This window comes from Undibacterium sp. FW305-107 (genome assembly GCF_058788535.1).
On the sequence record NZ_JBYTAV010000019.1, the window covers coordinates 37,093 to 51,910 of the forward strand.

Annotated in this window: 18 protein-coding genes; 7 read left to right on the forward strand and 11 right to left on the reverse strand. The window is 49.9% G+C overall.

Annotated elements, in window-relative coordinates; genetic code table 11:
* Window positions 1–29: 29 nt before the first annotated feature.
* Entirely contained in the window at window positions 30–2,441 is a 2,412-nt protein-coding gene (locus tag AC3WQT_RS27760) for a penicillin acylase family protein (protein WP_492709088.1), read from the reverse strand.
* A gap of 181 nt (window positions 2,442–2,622) precedes the next feature.
* Here AC3WQT_RS27760 and AC3WQT_RS27765 point away from each other — a divergent pair, with 181 nt between their 5' ends.
* Window positions 2,623–3,111, forward strand: coding sequence for a MerR family transcriptional regulator (locus AC3WQT_RS27765; RefSeq protein ID WP_492709090.1), 489 nt, complete (start codon window positions 2,623–2,625; stop codon window positions 3,109–3,111).
* On the opposite strand, the gene prfH is transcribed toward AC3WQT_RS27765, so the two are convergent.
* The 3 genes from prfH to AC3WQT_RS27780 all read right to left on the reverse strand — a co-directional run bounded on the left by prfH (window position 3,108) and on the right by AC3WQT_RS27780 (window position 5,494).
* The gene (gene prfH, locus AC3WQT_RS27770) at window positions 3,108–3,740 is read right to left on the reverse strand and encodes a peptide chain release factor H (RefSeq protein ID WP_492709091.1); all 633 of its coding nucleotides are present in this window, start codon (window positions 3,738–3,740) and stop codon (window positions 3,108–3,110) included. The genes AC3WQT_RS27765 and prfH overlap by 4 nt on opposite strands.
* The gene (locus AC3WQT_RS27775; protein ID WP_492709093.1) at window positions 3,740–4,933 is read right to left on the reverse strand and encodes an RNA ligase RtcB family protein; all 1,194 of its coding nucleotides are present in this window, start codon (window positions 4,931–4,933) and stop codon (window positions 3,740–3,742) included. The genes prfH and AC3WQT_RS27775 overlap by 1 nt, the downstream gene beginning before the upstream one ends.
* Before the next feature lie 399 nt (window positions 4,934–5,332).
* Window positions 5,333–5,494 (reverse strand): hypothetical protein, encoded by a 162-nt coding sequence (locus AC3WQT_RS27780; protein WP_492709095.1) that lies wholly within the window; start codon window positions 5,492–5,494, stop codon window positions 5,333–5,335.
* 215 nt (window positions 5,495–5,709) lie between these two features.
* Here AC3WQT_RS27780 and AC3WQT_RS27785 point away from each other — a divergent pair, with 215 nt between their 5' ends.
* Window positions 5,710–6,909: a serine aminopeptidase domain-containing protein gene (locus AC3WQT_RS27785; protein WP_492709097.1), complete on the forward strand. Its 1,200-nt coding sequence runs from the start codon at window positions 5,710–5,712 to the stop codon at window positions 6,907–6,909.
* Between the two features lie 65 nt (window positions 6,910–6,974).
* Here AC3WQT_RS27785 and AC3WQT_RS27790 read toward each other — a convergent pair whose 3' ends face one another.
* Complete coding sequence (locus AC3WQT_RS27790) at window positions 6,975–8,168, reverse strand: glycerophosphodiester phosphodiesterase (RefSeq protein ID WP_492709098.1); 1,194 nt, start codon at window positions 8,166–8,168, stop codon at window positions 6,975–6,977.
* Window positions 8,169–8,353: 185 nt separating this feature from the next.
* On the opposite strand from AC3WQT_RS27790, the gene AC3WQT_RS27795 reads away from it, so the two are divergent.
* Window positions 8,354–9,337 carry an endonuclease/exonuclease/phosphatase family protein gene (locus tag AC3WQT_RS27795; protein ID WP_492709100.1) on the forward strand — a complete coding sequence of 328 codons (984 nt, stop codon included), beginning with the start codon at window positions 8,354–8,356 and terminating at the stop codon, window positions 9,335–9,337.
* Between the two features lie 19 nt (window positions 9,338–9,356).
* Here AC3WQT_RS27795 and AC3WQT_RS27800 read toward each other — a convergent pair whose 3' ends face one another.
* Complete coding sequence (locus AC3WQT_RS27800; RefSeq protein WP_492709102.1) at window positions 9,357–9,905, reverse strand: hypothetical protein; 549 nt, start codon at window positions 9,903–9,905, stop codon at window positions 9,357–9,359.
* A gap of 318 nt (window positions 9,906–10,223) precedes the next feature.
* Between AC3WQT_RS27800 and AC3WQT_RS27805 the strand changes: the two genes are divergently transcribed.
* From AC3WQT_RS27805 to gst, 3 genes are all read left to right on the forward strand, one after another.
* Complete coding sequence (locus tag AC3WQT_RS27805; RefSeq protein ID WP_492709141.1) at window positions 10,224–10,703, forward strand: DUF3455 domain-containing protein; 480 nt, start codon at window positions 10,224–10,226, stop codon at window positions 10,701–10,703.
* A 236-nt stretch (window positions 10,704–10,939) separates the two neighbouring features.
* Window positions 10,940–11,674 carry a DNA-formamidopyrimidine glycosylase family protein gene (locus AC3WQT_RS27810; RefSeq protein ID WP_492709104.1) on the forward strand — a complete coding sequence of 245 codons (735 nt, stop codon included), beginning with the start codon at window positions 10,940–10,942 and terminating at the stop codon, window positions 11,672–11,674.
* A gap of 104 nt (window positions 11,675–11,778) precedes the next feature.
* On the forward strand, window positions 11,779–12,495 hold the full coding sequence (gene gst, locus AC3WQT_RS27815; protein WP_492709105.1) for a glutathione transferase, Atu5508 family: 717 nt from the start codon (window positions 11,779–11,781) through the stop codon (window positions 12,493–12,495).
* 171 nt (window positions 12,496–12,666) lie between these two features.
* Here the strand turns inward: gst and AC3WQT_RS27820 are convergent, their stop codons facing one another.
* Genes AC3WQT_RS27820 through AC3WQT_RS27830 form a run of 3 tightly spaced genes read right to left on the reverse strand, consistent with a single transcriptional unit; the run spans window position 12,667 to window position 13,792 of the window.
* Window positions 12,667–12,888 carry a hypothetical protein gene (locus tag AC3WQT_RS27820; protein WP_492709107.1) on the reverse strand — a complete coding sequence of 74 codons (222 nt, stop codon included), beginning with the start codon at window positions 12,886–12,888 and terminating at the stop codon, window positions 12,667–12,669.
* Window positions 12,885–13,316, reverse strand: coding sequence for a VOC family protein (locus AC3WQT_RS27825; RefSeq protein ID WP_492709109.1), 432 nt, complete (start codon window positions 13,314–13,316; stop codon window positions 12,885–12,887). The genes AC3WQT_RS27820 and AC3WQT_RS27825 overlap by 4 nt, the downstream gene beginning before the upstream one ends.
* The gene (locus AC3WQT_RS27830) at window positions 13,313–13,792 is read right to left on the reverse strand and encodes a helix-turn-helix transcriptional regulator (RefSeq protein WP_492709111.1); all 480 of its coding nucleotides are present in this window, start codon (window positions 13,790–13,792) and stop codon (window positions 13,313–13,315) included. Before AC3WQT_RS27830 ends, AC3WQT_RS27825 begins: the two co-directional genes overlap by 4 nt.
* 44 nt (window positions 13,793–13,836) lie before the next feature.
* Between AC3WQT_RS27830 and AC3WQT_RS27835 the strand changes: the two genes are divergently transcribed.
* Entirely contained in the window at window positions 13,837–14,013 is a 177-nt protein-coding gene (locus AC3WQT_RS27835) for a hypothetical protein (RefSeq protein WP_492709113.1), read from the forward strand.
* Window positions 14,014–14,099: 86 nt separating this feature from the next.
* On the opposite strand, the gene AC3WQT_RS27840 is transcribed toward AC3WQT_RS27835, so the two are convergent.
* Entirely contained in the window at window positions 14,100–14,447 is a 348-nt protein-coding gene (locus AC3WQT_RS27840; protein WP_492709114.1) for a hypothetical protein, read from the reverse strand.
* Window positions 14,444–14,797, reverse strand: coding sequence for a hypothetical protein (locus AC3WQT_RS27845; RefSeq protein ID WP_492709116.1), 354 nt, complete (start codon window positions 14,795–14,797; stop codon window positions 14,444–14,446). The genes AC3WQT_RS27840 and AC3WQT_RS27845 overlap by 4 nt, the downstream gene beginning before the upstream one ends.
* Window positions 14,798–14,818 lie beyond the last annotated feature (21 nt).

The window sequence follows — 14,818 nt, forward strand, 5'->3', positions numbered from 1 at the left end:
GCAGCGATCAGGCTGCCCCTTTTTACATGCTAAGGTTTCAGGGTTTGTCTGTGCCTGGCATTAGCTTCTACTTTATCGGGCGCAAACCACCAGGGGCGGCGCTCATCTTTGGCCCATAATTTGGCCATGTCATTCTGGTGTTCCTGGAAATGTCTTTCACTGACACCGCCCGCCATGGCCGCTTCTATCTTTTCATTATCGCCAAAATCCATGATGACTTGCATGGAAGCGAAGAAATTGGATTCATAAGGTTTCTGGAAATCATAGACACCGCGGCTGACAGTCTCACCACTGCCTGAACGCTCAACGCTAAAACCACCCAATAATTCCTGCCCTGTGCCATTGCGGCGCAAGGGGCTGACAAAGCGCACGGTATGCGATTTGCCCCAGCGCCATTGTGCCGCATCCTTACCTTGCAAGGCTTCTATCTCTGCCCGGGCACGTGGTGCTGCTGCGCGTATCACGTCAGCCAGGGTTTCGCGCTTGTCCTTGGTGCGCACATCATCAAACCAGGTAGAATCTGGCTTGGCCAGCAAGCTATCAAAACGCTGCTGCCAGAAATACCAGGTAGACAGCATGTCCTTGGCAACATCGTCACCCAGTTCATCATTGAAAGTACCAATCACAGTTTCGCGGTATAGCGCCTGATACAGCAACGGTGCCGCGAGGGTGGCATTGTCTGTGCCATCCCAGTTCTTGAGTATGGCTGCCAGGTCTTTTTGTGCTGGATCATTTTCCAGTGCAGCAATGAGGGCCGGGCGCAAGGCATCTGACTGCAGGTTACGGCTGTCATGCATGAGTTTCCAGTGATCTTCCACCGTCATCTTTTGTGCCGTACCGAGCACCTGTCCTATACGGGTATAGCGATAATTTGGTGAGACGTAATTGGTGTAATACCAGGGGAAATCTTCAGGCCGCGTATCATGGTTGGCCGTGCCCACCCAGGCGCGTGCAGGGTTAGCCATGCCGGGCATCTTGTCCTTGGGAATAAAGCCCGTCCAGTCATCACTGCCATCTGCTGGTGGAAGGCGCGGGAAGCCGCCATCAGCACCTGCCCTGATGGGTACTGCGCCTGTGGCTCTGTGGGCTATCGCTCCCTGGTCATCACCAAAGACAAAATTGAACATCATCAAATCTATCTTTTGCACTTGCTTGTCAAAGTCAGCAGCATTGGTAGCAGTCAGCATGCCTTCTATGCCGATTTGAGGTGTCAATACTTCGGCATCGGTAGAGCGCAAGACCAGCAGCTTGTCACCTTTGGGGCCAAGGCCAGGGTGGTCGGTAATCACCGGCCCGCGCTTGGTGTAGCGTATGACCAGTGGTTGATCCCGGTAGCCGCCTGCGGCGCTCTTGTCCTTGATGCGTATGTTTTCATTGATGACCGTGAATGGCACGCTGCGGCCGCCATCCATGTAATGCTCTTTATTGGCTGGGTCCAGGCTTTCCACATACAAGTCCTGCACATCACCATAGGCATTCGTGACACCAAAAGCCACATGCTTGTTACGCCCTACCATGATGCCAGGCATGCCGGGTATGGCGGCACCTACCGCCTGTATCTCAGGTGTAAACAAACCTACCGGGTGCCAGGTGCCTGGCAAGATGCGGTTGTCCAGATGCGGGTCGTTGGCGACGATGGCCTTGCCTGATTGTGAGCGCGACGGGCCAACCGCCCAGTTGTTTGAACCCAATCCCTGATGATTCAAAGTCTCTGGTACGATATTCAAATCACTCCAGGCCAGGTTCAATTGCGCGGATTGACTTTGTGTGGTCTGGGCCGTAGGCGCATTCTTCCAGTCAGGATTGATCGTCAACGGGAAAATCTCGCGCGCTTTTTCCATACCCAGATGATCAATCAATTTTTGCGCGATGACTTCCGCCTTGAAATTGGTTGAGTGGGTGTAATGGATGTAATGCACGAGCGACACCAGATCAGCTACTGTCCAGGCTTGCGGCACCAGGCCTACTGCCTTGAGCTCTATGGGATGTTCACCAGGATAAGACTTGATATAGGCATTGATGCCATCGACATAATGCTGGAAGAAAGCCCGTGATTCAGGGCTGAGTTTTTCTGCATGGCGCTCACCATTGCGACGTATACCGAGTACCCGCATGCGTATGTCGCTGGGCACGGTCTCAGCCCCCAGTATGGCCGACAATTCACCGCGCCAGGTGGCGCGGAATAATTCCATTTGCATCAAACGGTTTTGCGCAGTCACAAAACCTTGCGCGCGTAACAGGTCAGGCGTATTGCTGGCAAAAATATAGGGTATCCCCAATTCGTCACGTAAGACTTTGACTGGTGCAGTCAAACCAGTCAACTGCATTTCGCCATCGATTTGCGGGTGGCCGGAACTGCGTAACTTCAGGTATCCAGCCGTAGCGCCCAAGGCCAGTACGATCGCCAGACCTACGGTCGTGCGTTTCAACATTTTACTCATCTTGTCTCCATCTGGGTCAGGCTCTGGCCTACCCATTGTTGTATTTGTTTGCCTTTTTAAGCAAGGCTCTCATCATTTCGCAAGCAGCTAACGCAGTCAAGCAATAATCACTGCGCACAGATTTTGTTGCAAAGCGAAATTATTTAATCTTGTACCCAGCCTAAAGCCTGGACTACACTCCATGGTCAAGAAAAATTTCAATCTGGAGCAGTCTATGAACATCAGCCAGTTTGCGGGGGCCTGCGAAGTTTCCACCGACACGGTGCGTTACTATGAAAAGCAGGGCATCATCAAGCCTGCACCACGTCAGGGTAATGGCTACCGCAAGTATGGTGATGCTGATGTACAAACCCTGCGCTTCGTGCGAGGTGCACAGGCGCTGGGATTTTCTCTGGCAGAAATACAAGCCATCCTGCCGCGCCTGGCAGAGGGCAAGTTTGGTCGCGCCGATATCGAACAGCAATTATTGAACAAGATGGCACAGATAGACGCGCACATGCGTCAGTTGAAAACCCTAAAAAAAGAACTGCAGGCGACCTTTGCCTTGCTGACTTGCAAACCTGAATTACCAGTCACCACCACACAAAGCACCGCTACCGATAGTGGCAGCGGTGCAGGTGCGGTAATGATAAAGAAGGCTTTCAAGAAACCTGTTACAAAAAAGCTTTAAGCTTTTTGTTCCTTGAAATCCATGCCCACAAAAACACGTTTGGCATTTCCCCTTTCTGTATCGTGATGTTGCATGCGCCTTTCTGCCTTGCTGTCGCGTTCTTTGGCGGCATGCAATTCTTCCAGTTTGCTGCTCAGCAGTTGCGCGGCCAGGCGCTTGTTGGCGTGCTGGCTACGTTCAGTCTGTACCTTGACTGAAATGCCGGTCGCAATATGGGTGGCGCGGATGGCACTGTCAGTCTTGTTGACATGCTGGCCGCCGGGGCCGGATGCACGTGTGGCTTCATAACGTATTTCACTTTCAGGCATAGTGCTGCCAGTCTGAAATACTTTGCAGCCCAAGAACCAGTTCTTGCGTTTATGGCCCAGCCGGTAAGGACTATTGCATATCCACAGCAGGCTACCTTCCCATGCCTGCGCCAGATTTTGTACGGCATCCTCACTTTTATCGGTCGTCAATTCCAGCAAGGCAGAGCGCAGGCTGCCAGCATACGGGCCATCCAGCTGTTCAATGATGCGGGCAGTGACGCCCGCTTTTGCCGCTTCCTTGTTAAATAACTGCAAGGCCTTGGCAACAGCCAGGCAACATTCTGCCGGGCCGGTATTTGCGGTGATTTGTAGATACAGCATCAGCAGCACTCCCCGCGTGTTTTGTAGGTCAGTAGCGGTTTGCTGCGGGCGATGACTGTGACCAGATCGGCACCCAGCAAGCAGTCGAGCACGCTGTCCAGATTTTTATAGGCTTGCGGCGCTTCTTCATAAATCAGGGCACGGTCTGCACAGATGACACGGCTACCAAATTCCGTGCGGCTCAGTTGATCTGGTGTAGCCAGTTTGAACAGCCTGTCTTTGCAATCTGTGCGTTGCCATTTACGGCCCGCACCATGCGCCAGTGAATACAAACTGGCTGCGCCGTTTTCAGCTTTTGGTTGCAGCAGATAGCTATAGTCACCACGTGAACCCGGCAACATTACCAGACCCTGATCACTAGGACTTGCACCTTTGCGATGCAACCACAAATTCTTGCCATCCACATGTGCAGACGTGACGAGATTATGATGTACATCAAGAACCAGTTCACCATTGCAACGCAGGCGGCGCAAGATACGTGCTGCGATCATGGCGCGGTTAAGTGCGGCATAAGCCAGCGCTGCATCATGCTTGCGCAAGTAATCTGTCGCTGCTTCGCTATCACTTGCGAGGCCAGCATGGCTATGCGCATCTACATGCTGACGCAAGATAAATTGCCCGAGACCACGCGAGCCACTGTGCACCAGTAATTGCACGCGTTTGACATGCAAGCTGGCTGCTTCATAGTTGTTTACATCATCGACCCTGTCAGTGATTTGCAGTTCGGCAAAATGATTGCCACCACCTATGGTGCCGAGTGAACGCATTTGCAGTAAATCCAGTCCTGCTGCCAGCAAGCCATCAGCGACGGCCTGTTTTTTTACTGCCAGTGCAGGATCAAGACTGAGCAATTGCTGCCACTCATCTTCATCGACAGGCTCATCAAGATTGCCGATTTGCTTGTCGAGTTTATCCAGCTTGACCTTGTTGATTGCCAGGTCAGTCTGGTACAGGCTCATGCCGCAACCTATATCATTTCCAACGAGGGCAGGGTAGAAATGGTCTTGCGATAAAAATGCTGCGCCCACAGGGTAGCCACGCCCCGGGTGCAGATCAGGCAGGCCAACTACGCTTACCATATGTGTTAATTGTGCTGTGGTCTTGAGTTGCTGTATTGCACTGTCTTCAAGCCACAAGCGGTCTGAGGCGATCACGGATACGCGCTCAGACAATTGCTGAATAAAATTGCCCATGTAGGAATTCCAAATAATATTTTTTGAGGAATTGGGCGCTGGCATGCTGATATAGACGCATCACTTCATCGGCAATTACCGATAAGATGAAGAGTAAGATGAAATGCTTGCAGACGTGTACGCCGTATCAACGGCGCGATGAATTACGAATTAATGCAGGCAGCAGAAAACCAGACCCAATGAAGGAGAGAGGTTTTGTAGTAGTCGCATGTTGATCTCCTTTCAGATTAAGTTGGTTGAGGTGAGGGCTTGATAGTAGCCGATGGATTTTGGTTTTGGCAAGAAATTTTTTCATCTCGCTATAGCATTCTTAAATTGTGCTCCTGAGCCGCACTCTTAAATGTCAGACACTAAAACCAATGTCTGTTACGTCAATGGCGTAACATATTGCAACTTCAATTATTCTTTCCACATCGAAGGACTAAAATAAAAAATGGGAAATTTTGAATCCCCTTTTTTTTTGTCATGGCAGGCATTGAAAGTGATTCCTGCCCAAAGCATAAATAAAATAAGCGCTGACATGAGCAGCACTGGAGCAAATAAGCTTGATTCTTGGGCCATGCCTGTCATCCAATTCATTGCTCTGCCGTTATAGGTAGATTCAGGCCACGTTTTGCAGGGGCTGGATGTTTTTACTCTCAGACCCTATTGCGCGAGGGTATTTCGCAATTTGTCATGTACACATTGAACGTAATTTTCCCCATGATGTCAAAATGTATACAGTATTTGGCATGGTAACAAAGGATGAGATATCGTCCGCATTGATGGGAATAAGTATGAAACACAATTTTCTAAGTTTTGTTACCGCATGTAAGGCAGCCAGTCTGGTCGCCTGCTTGAGTGTAGCTGCATGCGGCGGTGGCTCTTCGTCCAGCCCGGTGACTACACCCGTTGTCACTACCCCGGATGTCGCCAATCCCCCTGGCCCTGGTCATTTCGAGGCGGCCACCTTCATCAAAACCATCAGCGCCGCTGAAGTGACTGCAGCCTTGCCCAAAGAAGTAACGGCTGTCGTCAAACCCCTGTACGCAGTTGACACTTATAAGATCACCTACACCACGACTGATGCCAGCGGGCGCAGCGTGACTGCGTCTGGTCTTGCGGCCATCCCGCGCAAGACAGGCAGTCTTGCCAGCCCGGTACTCAGTTACCAGCACGCAACCATCAAAACCAATGCCGAGGCACCAAGCAACCATGCCACTGCAGATGAACCAGCTGTCTTGTTTGCCTCCATGGGTTATCTGGTCAGTGCCACTGATTATGTAGGGTATGGCACTACCAAGGGGCTGCCACATCCCTATTTGCTGGCGACGCCGACTGCACTTTCGGTTGCAGACTTTATGACGGCCAATTCACGCTGGCGGCAAATGAAATCGATTGCCGAGAATGGTCAGGTGTTTTTGACCGGCTATTCTGAAGGTGCGTATGCGACCATGGCAACCTTGCGCTATCTGACGCAAAACCGGACTGGCGCTTTGCCCGTCAGTACCTTCATTGGTGCCGGTCCCTACGATGTGGTGTTGACGCTGAATGCCATGCTGGATGCAGTGCGTAAAGAGAACCCCATTGTCGGTGCACTCATCAGTCCCGGCTTCTTGAAAAAACTGGGTGCGAATGACAGGGCCAATGTACGTAATCTTTTATTGTCGTCTGCACTGGGCAACAATAGCGATATCAGCTTTGACTCCACCTTCCTCGACAACTTCCTCAACGATGATGATGCTGCCATCACAGCTCAAAGCAATGTCAATGACTGGACGCCGCAATCACCTATCTCATTCTTCCATGGTCGTGATGATACTACCGTGCCATATGGGAATACTGATTCAGCCTTCCAGGCCATGAGCAGGCGCGGTGCCGGGACGTTGATAGACCGTATGGATTGCCCCGTCAAACCGGCAGAGCACATCCCCTGTGTACCGGCTTTCCTGATCAATGATATTACCCGTCTGGGCGCCTTGGCCAAAGGGCTTTGATCTGGATATCATGCGTGAAGTGAAGGCACTTCACGCATGAATAGGCAAGATGCTGATGAGATAAATCAGCGACCAGTTTCTTTCAAATAATCTGCGCGTGCAGCCAGTGCCGTATCGGCAAAGTCAGAGAACATGCCGTCAATGCCGAGACGGAAGAATTGCAGATATTCTGCCTTGGGGTCGCCATTGTAGTTGGCTGCCAGACGACGTTTCTCATTACGGAAAGTATAAGGGTGGACCAGCAAGCCAGCCTTGTGGGCATCGCTGATCAGGCTGGTCGCTGGTAAAGTTGTTGTATCAGTTTCATTGACCTTGCCATCACCATTCACATCCACCACTTTGCCATCGGCACCAACCGTACCCTTGACGCTGACGATATACCGCTTCCACGGGCCTATGCCATCGGCATAAGTCTTGATCTCAGCCAGGCCGGCAGGCGTCACCATGTCGCTGAACAGGCGTTTGTCACCAACCAGTGCCCAGTCATAAGGTCTGTCGTAAGGGGCTGCAAAAGTCAGCGCACCGGTTTTCAGATCAACGTCATCCGCATCTATCAATTGCACCAGTCTGACGTTCAAACCCTTCTTGCGCAATTCTTTCAGGCTGCCTGGTTCAAATGACTGCACGAAGATAGGTGCAGTCTTATCATTCCAGCCCGCCTTGGTGATGATGTCGATGAGCTTGTCTTCCAGCGGCAAGCCAAGTGCACGGTGGTAGCTGGGGTTTTTTGTCTCTGGGTAAACCGCAATCGTGCGGCCAGTTTCTTTGCTCTTGGCTTTGACCAGGTCAATAATCTCCTGGAAGCTGACGATTTTGTACAAGCCATTGTATTGTTGTGGACGCTCAGCATCCGTGGATATGCCTCCCAGGGTCTTGATCTCTGCGAACGTAAAATCGCTGGCAAACCAACCAGTTTGCGTTTCACCATCGACGGCTATGGTTTTCTTCCTGGATGCAAATTCAGGATGCTTGTCGACATCCGTGCTGTATGCCAGGTTAGGATCATGACGCGCAATCAGCACACCATCCTTGGTGGAAATCAGATCTGGTTCTATCGCGTCTGCACCCAGATCAATTGCTTTCACGTAGGCTTCATTGGTTTCTTCAGGCAGATAACCAGATGCGCCACGATGGGCAACGACCAAAGGTTTCTCCCCATTCAAGGTAGGTAGAGGCTGCAGGCTATTGCCGCCGCAGGCGCTGAGCAAGACCAGCAGGGAGGATGCCAATAAATATTCAGGGGTGCGTGTAGGTAGCATGAACGTCTCTCGATAAAAAGAGCGACGATATAAGCTGAGTGTGACGATGTGATGACAGGATAACTATTTTTATCCGCACGTAAAAAATATTATTGCGTGATTTTGCGATGCTATGATAAGCGCCAATACGACTATTTTTGTTGTCGATTCCAGTTGAAAATACTCACGCTTTCAAAGGAGTAATCATGCATCACGGCAAGGTATCCCCAGAAATTGCAGCAGGTTTGTTGGTCTTAAAACAGAGTATCAAGGAGGCTGGAATACCCTCATCCAAGCTCGATGAAACGATCAATATCGCCACCTGGAATATTCGCGAATTCGGCAAGAAATCACGCAATGAAGCGTCGATACATTACATCGCAGAAATTTTGGGCCAATTTGACCTGATTGCCATTGTTGAGCTGCGCAATAACCTTGAAGACCTTGGCAAGGTCATGACCTACCTGGGTGACTCGTGGCGTGTGGTCTATTCTGACTGGTCTGATGACCGTGGCGGCAATGATGAACGCACTGCTTTTCTATATGACAGGAGGGCTGTGACGCATACAGGCCTGGCTGCCGAAGTTGACGCACAGCGCGTCAAGGAAGGAACTGAATGGGTCACCAAAGAATCTTACTGGCGTGCCCCTTACCTGTGTTCATTCAGGGCTGGCAACTTTGATTTTCTGGCACTGGCACTGCATGCCAGGTGGGGTGACAGCGAAGATGCGCGCCGCGATGAATTGCAGCGCTTCAGCAACTGGATCAAGCGCCGCTTTGAAAGTAAATATGTCGAAGACAATGACCTGATTGTTTTTGGCGACTTCAATACCCCCACCATCAAGGACGAGATTTTCGCAGCTCTGGTTGATTGCGGTTTGCAGATACCCAAACCGCTGGTGCAATTAAAAGCAGGCAAGCGCACTATCGGCGGCTCCAATCTGGGACGCAATGCGCGCTATGACCAGATACTGCATTTGCCGACTGTGCCAGAGAATTTCACCAATGCAGGTGGTGCTGTCGATTTCTTTGTAGATGAAGCCAATATAGCCAAACTCTATCCGGGCAAGAACTACACGGTGCAACAATTCAGCTACCAGATGTCAGACCATTTTCCTGTCTGGATACAAGTCAAAACCGACATCGAAGGTTTTCGTCTGAATCAAATTATTCAGGCAAAATCAAAATAGCCAGCATAAACAAAATACATCAGTTCACATCCCAGACTCCCCACCAGTTTTGCTGCACATCTGGTGCGGGGTGTTTGTTTGTGAGCAGGTAAGTCGTTTCTTCCAGGCTGATATTGACTTCGGCTGGCACTTTACCTTGCAGAACCTGATATGCAGTTTCGTTACCCAGTTTCTCAAGCACAGTCGCGATGCCCGCTGGTGACCAGCAATAATGTGACCAGGTATCTTCCGGCAAAATACCTGTAGCAACGTCCATGTCAAACTTGTAGCACAGGCGCAGCCGCAAACGCAGGGCAGGTTGCGGCTCTGAGCGAGTCTTGTCTGAGGGCAAGCAAAACAGACGAACTATCCCTATTTCAAAACGTGTTCCGCGCCCGCGATTGGTAATGTCGTCATACACCACCAGGCCATCTCCATCAACAGGAATAACACCGTAGTCGTTCACATCCCGGTAATAAGTACTCATCAGGCTAAAAGCCTGCGGCAACATCATGCCCTTGAGTGTTTGTTTATTCGCCCTGATCAGGGCGCGCAAATCTTTTTCGGCCTGTGCCGGATTTCTGTTCATACGATGCTTTTCTGTTTGGATTACAGGTACCGCACTCATTTTGCAAGTGGCGGTATATTCTGGACAATTTTACAGCTAAATAAATTCAGGCTGAGGAAAACTGGCTTGATGAGACAATGTGAGCCAATAGTCGATTTAATGTAAAAATCTTGAATCTGATCGTGCATCTGATACGTATCTGACATATTGGTCTCAAAGACTGATACCTCAACCACTATTCAGGAGCCTTAAATGAAAGCCTTCACTCTGATTACCGCGTCCCGCGTTGCTGGCATTTCCACCGTACTGGCCAGTGCATTATTGGCAGGCTGTACTTCCATGAGCCCCATGGCAGCCACCTACTCGCAAGACAGCTTGCCAGATGCAGTCAAGGTGCCCGCAGGAAATAAGGTCGCCATGCAGACCGTAGGCGCAGGGCTGATCACCTATGAATGCCGCGCCAAAAAAGACATGGCTGGCCAGTTTGAATGGGCCTTCGTCGGCCCTGATGCAACACTGAGCGAGCGCAGCGGCACCAAGGTCGGCAAATACTATGGCCCACCGGCGACATGGGAAAACCTGGATGGCTCCAAAGTCACTGCCACCCAGGTCGCTGTCGCACCGGCAGGCGCGGGTAATATCCCGTATCAACTGGTCAAAGCCAATCCAGCGACTGGTAGCGGCGCAATGACAGGTGTCACTTACATCCAGCGCGTGGCGACCAAGGGAGGTGTGGCACCATCAAGCATTTGCGATGCCGGTAGCGTGGGCAGCAAACAAATGGTGAATTACCAGGCTGATTATATTTTTTGGAAATGATGTGACGGCGATGTAGTTGCGATCCGATTATTGGCCGGTGCAGCAAATTCTTGCTGCACCGTCATTCACAGCAATTACTTTTTTTGACATTTCTGAACAGTGCTTGTATCAAACCTAGGGATAGCATTCCACATCCAATAGATGTCCTACATCTTTCTCAGAGTTTTCCTATAGCTCATCTCCCTTATCTACAGCAAACTCCTTGCTCACAAACAAAACCTTGCTAAGGGGCAGCCATGCCTGAAGGTCCATCCATACGCATTTTGCAGGAAGCCGCCAGCGGCTTTTCAGGCAAGACCGTGAAGAAAGCACATGCCAATGCGAAGATAGATATGTCGCGCATGGCAAATCAAAAGATCAAGGCCCTGTGCACCTGGGGCAAGCACTTCCTGATTGTCTTTGAGGATTTTACGGTACGCATACATCTTCTGATGTTTGGCAGTTATCGTATCACTGAGCAAAAAGACGCAGTGCCGCGCCTCTCTCTGTCATTTCAGGACGGTGAAGAACTCAATTTTTATACATGCTCAATCAAATATCTCGAAGGTGATATCAATACCCATTATGACTGGACCGCCGATGTCATGTCAGACAACTGGGATGCCGCAGCCGCACGCGAGAAATTACGAGCTAATGCTTTCATGTTCGTCTGCGACGCCATGCTGGAGCAGGACATCTTTTCTGGTGTCGGCAATATCATCAAGAATGAAGTTCTGTTCAGAATCCGCCTGCATCCTCTTTCGCTTGTCGGCTGTTTATCAAGTGCAAAATTGTCGGAACTGGTCACACAGGCAAGGCAATACAGTTTTGAATTTCTCGAATGGAAAAAAGCTTTCGTCCTGAAACAGCACTGGCTTGCGCATACCAGGAAGATTTGTCCGCGTTGCCATATTCCGTTTCTGAAAGGTCACCTCGGACATAAAAAGCGACGGGCTTTTTATTGTGAGAAGTGTCAGAAGAAATATAGCTAGAAAGAGACTATGATTGAAGGCGGTATACAGTGACAAGATTTTTCTTGTTGCCCAGATGAGTGCATTGAATATGAATTGCAAATTATTGAGAGAGGGATAGGGCCATGAGTATCTCAATTGTCCCTGATTATGAGTTGTACTATTGGTCAGTACCGTTTCGTGGTCAATTTGTACGGGCGATTCTGGCATGTGCCGGGAAAACCTGGGTGGAGGCCGACGATGCGTCTATCTTGAAGCTCATGAACGGACCGATAAAGGATATGCCGGTGCCATTCATGGGGCCGCCTGTACTCGTCGACAAAAAAACCAGGTTCGCCATCGCCGAAATGCCAGCCATCGTGCTGTATCTTGGCGAAACACTGGACCTCATGCCAGCAACGCCGGAACTCCGCGCCATGACCATGAAAATAGTCAACGATGCTAATGACGTTATCGACGAGATCACCCTGGATGGTGGGCGTCAGATGTGGACCGAAAAACGCTGGAAGGAATTCATTCCAAGATTGCAAAAGTGGATGTTGCTATGGGAAGAGACTGGTAAGCGCCACGGCTTGCAGGCAAACAGTGGATTTGTATTAGGCGGCGAGGCACCTGGCATTGCTGACATCGTAACAGCCACTTTGTGGTCGACTTTAGCCGGGCACTTTCCCAAAATCAAAAAGCTACTTGAGAAGACTGCGCCCATGACGGCCAACCTGTCACTACGCGTCAGTTCACTACCTCCCCTGGTCAAGCTGGCAGTCAAAGCAAGCGAAGATTACGGTGATGCCTATTGCGGCGGCAAGATCGGGGCATCAATGAAAAAGATAATAGGTGCTTAGGTAAATAAGGGATTCCTACGGTCATGCCGTGAGTCTCCCCAAGCTTGAGCCGCCACCACAAGGATTTTCAATAGTCGCGTTGTAGCGCAACAAGCGTTTTATACGAGTTACGCTTTCAGTGATGGCATTGTTCGAAATTAACGCGTTTGCTTTTGGCTCAAGCGGCACTTCTTATGTACGCTGCCTGGTGCGCCCTTTGGATGTATAAGGCAGCACAAACATGTACAGACCGGAAAACAACTGCAGAAACAGCGGAGGCAGTGGCGCGTATGTTATCCACGGCGGTGGTTCAGCCGGGCTGATTGCCCTTGCCACGAAGTTGGCTAATACCGTCAGCGTGAAAACGATGGACAGCCAGCGGTGACTTTGTCGTATCCATTCGCTCAAGTTCATGATGATTTCCCCGGTTGTGGTTTGGACGCGGCCTCTATCATTTTCCAGCCATTGCCAGACGGGTCGCGAAAACCTGCATCCACGGTGCCGTAACGATCCACGGGCTCCTGCGTGAATTCAACACCGCACTTGCTCAAACGCTCATAGGCAGCACGGCAGTTATCTACCAGTAGCACGTTTGGTGGCATGGCCCCTTTCGCTACTATCTCTTGCAAAGTACGTGCCGTTGCCGCGTCATGCAGAGGCGGGCCAGGCACAGACAAACCGAGCTGGAAAGAGGGCTGGTCTGGATGCTGAACTGTCAGCCAGCGATAATTGCCGTTACGAACATCGGTGTGGACGATGAATCCCAACTTGCCGACGTAGAATGCCAGCGCTTCGTCCTGATCATGCACATATAGACCTGCCACATTAACACCTTGAGTCATATATCCTCCTGATTTGATTGAGGCTCCAGTTTGCCAGCGGCTTCTATTCGCCGCTTCTCCAAAACTGCTGTATTGAGGTCGGGACGTGCTGCATTGCGCATGACGCACTCAGGGATATGCACGCCTGCATGCGGAAGCGAGCGTTCGCGCTCCCGTAGTTCTCCCGGGCTTTCACCAGTGATATCACGGAAGATGCGGCCAAAGGTGCCAAGACTGGTCCAGCCAGTTTGAAGTGCGATCTCGGTAACCGGCAGATCTGTATCGCGCAATAGGGTTTTGGCCCGTTCGATGCGGCGCGTAAGCAGGTAACGATGGGGAGGCAGGCCGAAAGCCTTCTTGAATTCGCGCGCGAAGTGTGCCGCCGATACTGCGCTCACTTCAGCCAGCTTGTGGACAGGCCATTCCTCATGGGCGGCCCCATCCATCCGGTCTTTCGCTCGCAGCAAGCGTCGCAATAATTGGGGACTCTGAGGCATCTTATCCTTGCGGGGGAAAACGCTATTCTGAAGGGTTGGCGCTGATGATGAAAAAGATTCTTGGTGGCCCGGGCGGAATCGAACCACCGACACAAGGATTTTCAAGCTTTGTCATTTTTAAGAAAAATCAAAGGCTTACAAGAAATTTGTTTTACAAAAGCTGCGTGGATGATGCCGTGAAAGCCTTTGCACGTGAAGCGCTATTTCGATTTGTAGAATAGATTTAATGTTTTAAGGTTTAAGTCGTTGGATAGAATAACTTTATATAAAGATATCGTGTTGAGGGTTGATCATCCCATAAAAGGTCTTATTCAATGAACCACGTATTTTCTGTACCGTTATATCCCCAATACTTAGCGCGAAAAGCGCTCATGGCCGCAACATATTGAGACATGATTAACGTCACGTCGCTTGCTTGTGGTACGTCGTCTTCATCCAGTAGATCCAAGAACGAAATAGTTTTTTCATCTTTAAGCGTTTTTCTTACTTCCGATAGCAGGCGGTTTGCAATTTTTATTTTGCTTTTACTTACAGCAGCATCGGGTTTCTTTTTCGATAAATCCTGAAATTCAATATACATTGCGCTCATTAGAGCGATAGTGGTTTCATATGTTTCCACTTTCTCTTTTGACGTCCGATCTTTTTGTATTTTCATTTGTGTTCCAATAATTTTTTCGGCTTTACTGTTCGAATAAATATCATTCCATCCGGGTCTGTGATTTCTGGTTTTTCTCCACGGACTTTCCAATGCCAAACCCCATTTTTTGAAATGACATTGTCAGAGCGAAGTTTTTCAAAACACTCTATATATTGAGCGAGTATAAATACGACATCGCTATTTTGAGGCACGTCATCCTCGTTAAATAGTTCGAAGTCGTCAAAGGGTTTATATTTCTTTGACAGAAAATCGTTGCTGTCATTGACTAATGAATTAATAAATTTGAGCTTAAATTTATTGACTGCGTCTCCAGGAGTTTTTTTTTGAAAGCATTGAGATTTCCTCATAAACACTTATAAGTTGACCTG

Coding starts and splice junctions, on each gene's coding strand:
- AC3WQT_RS27780 (WP_492709095.1), bottom strand. CDS start 5,494: ATGGCCCAAGAATCAAGCTTATTTGCTCCAGTGCTGCTCATGTCAGCG.
- AC3WQT_RS27825 (WP_492709109.1), bottom strand. CDS start 13,316: ATGACTCAAGGTGTTAATGTGGCAGGTCTATATGTGCATGATCAGGAC.
- prfH (WP_492709091.1), bottom strand. CDS start 3,740: ATGCTGTATCTACAAATCACCGCAAATACCGGCCCGGCAGAATGTTGC.
- gst (WP_492709105.1), top strand. CDS start 11,779: ATGAGTATCTCAATTGTCCCTGATTATGAGTTGTACTATTGGTCAGTA.
- AC3WQT_RS27835 (WP_492709113.1), top strand. CDS start 13,837: ATGATGAAAAAGATTCTTGGTGGCCCGGGCGGAATCGAACCACCGACA.
- AC3WQT_RS27760 (WP_492709088.1), bottom strand. CDS start 2,441: ATGAGTAAAATGTTGAAACGCACGACCGTAGGTCTGGCGATCGTACTG.
- AC3WQT_RS27840 (WP_492709114.1), bottom strand. CDS start 14,447: ATGAAAATACAAAAAGATCGGACGTCAAAAGAGAAAGTGGAAACATAT.
- AC3WQT_RS27790 (WP_492709098.1), bottom strand. CDS start 8,168: ATGCTACCTACACGCACCCCTGAATATTTATTGGCATCCTCCCTGCTG.
- AC3WQT_RS27765 (WP_492709090.1), top strand. CDS start 2,623: ATGGTCAAGAAAAATTTCAATCTGGAGCAGTCTATGAACATCAGCCAG.
- AC3WQT_RS27830 (WP_492709111.1), bottom strand. CDS start 13,792: ATGCCTCAGAGTCCCCAATTATTGCGACGCTTGCTGCGAGCGAAAGAC.
- AC3WQT_RS27795 (WP_492709100.1), top strand. CDS start 8,354: ATGCATCACGGCAAGGTATCCCCAGAAATTGCAGCAGGTTTGTTGGTC.
- AC3WQT_RS27775 (WP_492709093.1), bottom strand. CDS start 4,933: ATGGGCAATTTTATTCAGCAATTGTCTGAGCGCGTATCCGTGATCGCC.
- AC3WQT_RS27805 (WP_492709141.1), top strand. CDS start 10,224: ATGAGCCCCATGGCAGCCACCTACTCGCAAGACAGCTTGCCAGATGCA.
- AC3WQT_RS27785 (WP_492709097.1), top strand. CDS start 5,710: ATGAAACACAATTTTCTAAGTTTTGTTACCGCATGTAAGGCAGCCAGT.
- AC3WQT_RS27845 (WP_492709116.1), bottom strand. CDS start 14,797: ATGAGGAAATCTCAATGCTTTCAAAAAAAAACTCCTGGAGACGCAGTC.
- AC3WQT_RS27820 (WP_492709107.1), bottom strand. CDS start 12,888: ATGAACTTGAGCGAATGGATACGACAAAGTCACCGCTGGCTGTCCATC.
- AC3WQT_RS27810 (WP_492709104.1), top strand. CDS start 10,940: ATGCCTGAAGGTCCATCCATACGCATTTTGCAGGAAGCCGCCAGCGGC.
- AC3WQT_RS27800 (WP_492709102.1), bottom strand. CDS start 9,905: ATGAACAGAAATCCGGCACAGGCCGAAAAAGATTTGCGCGCCCTGATC.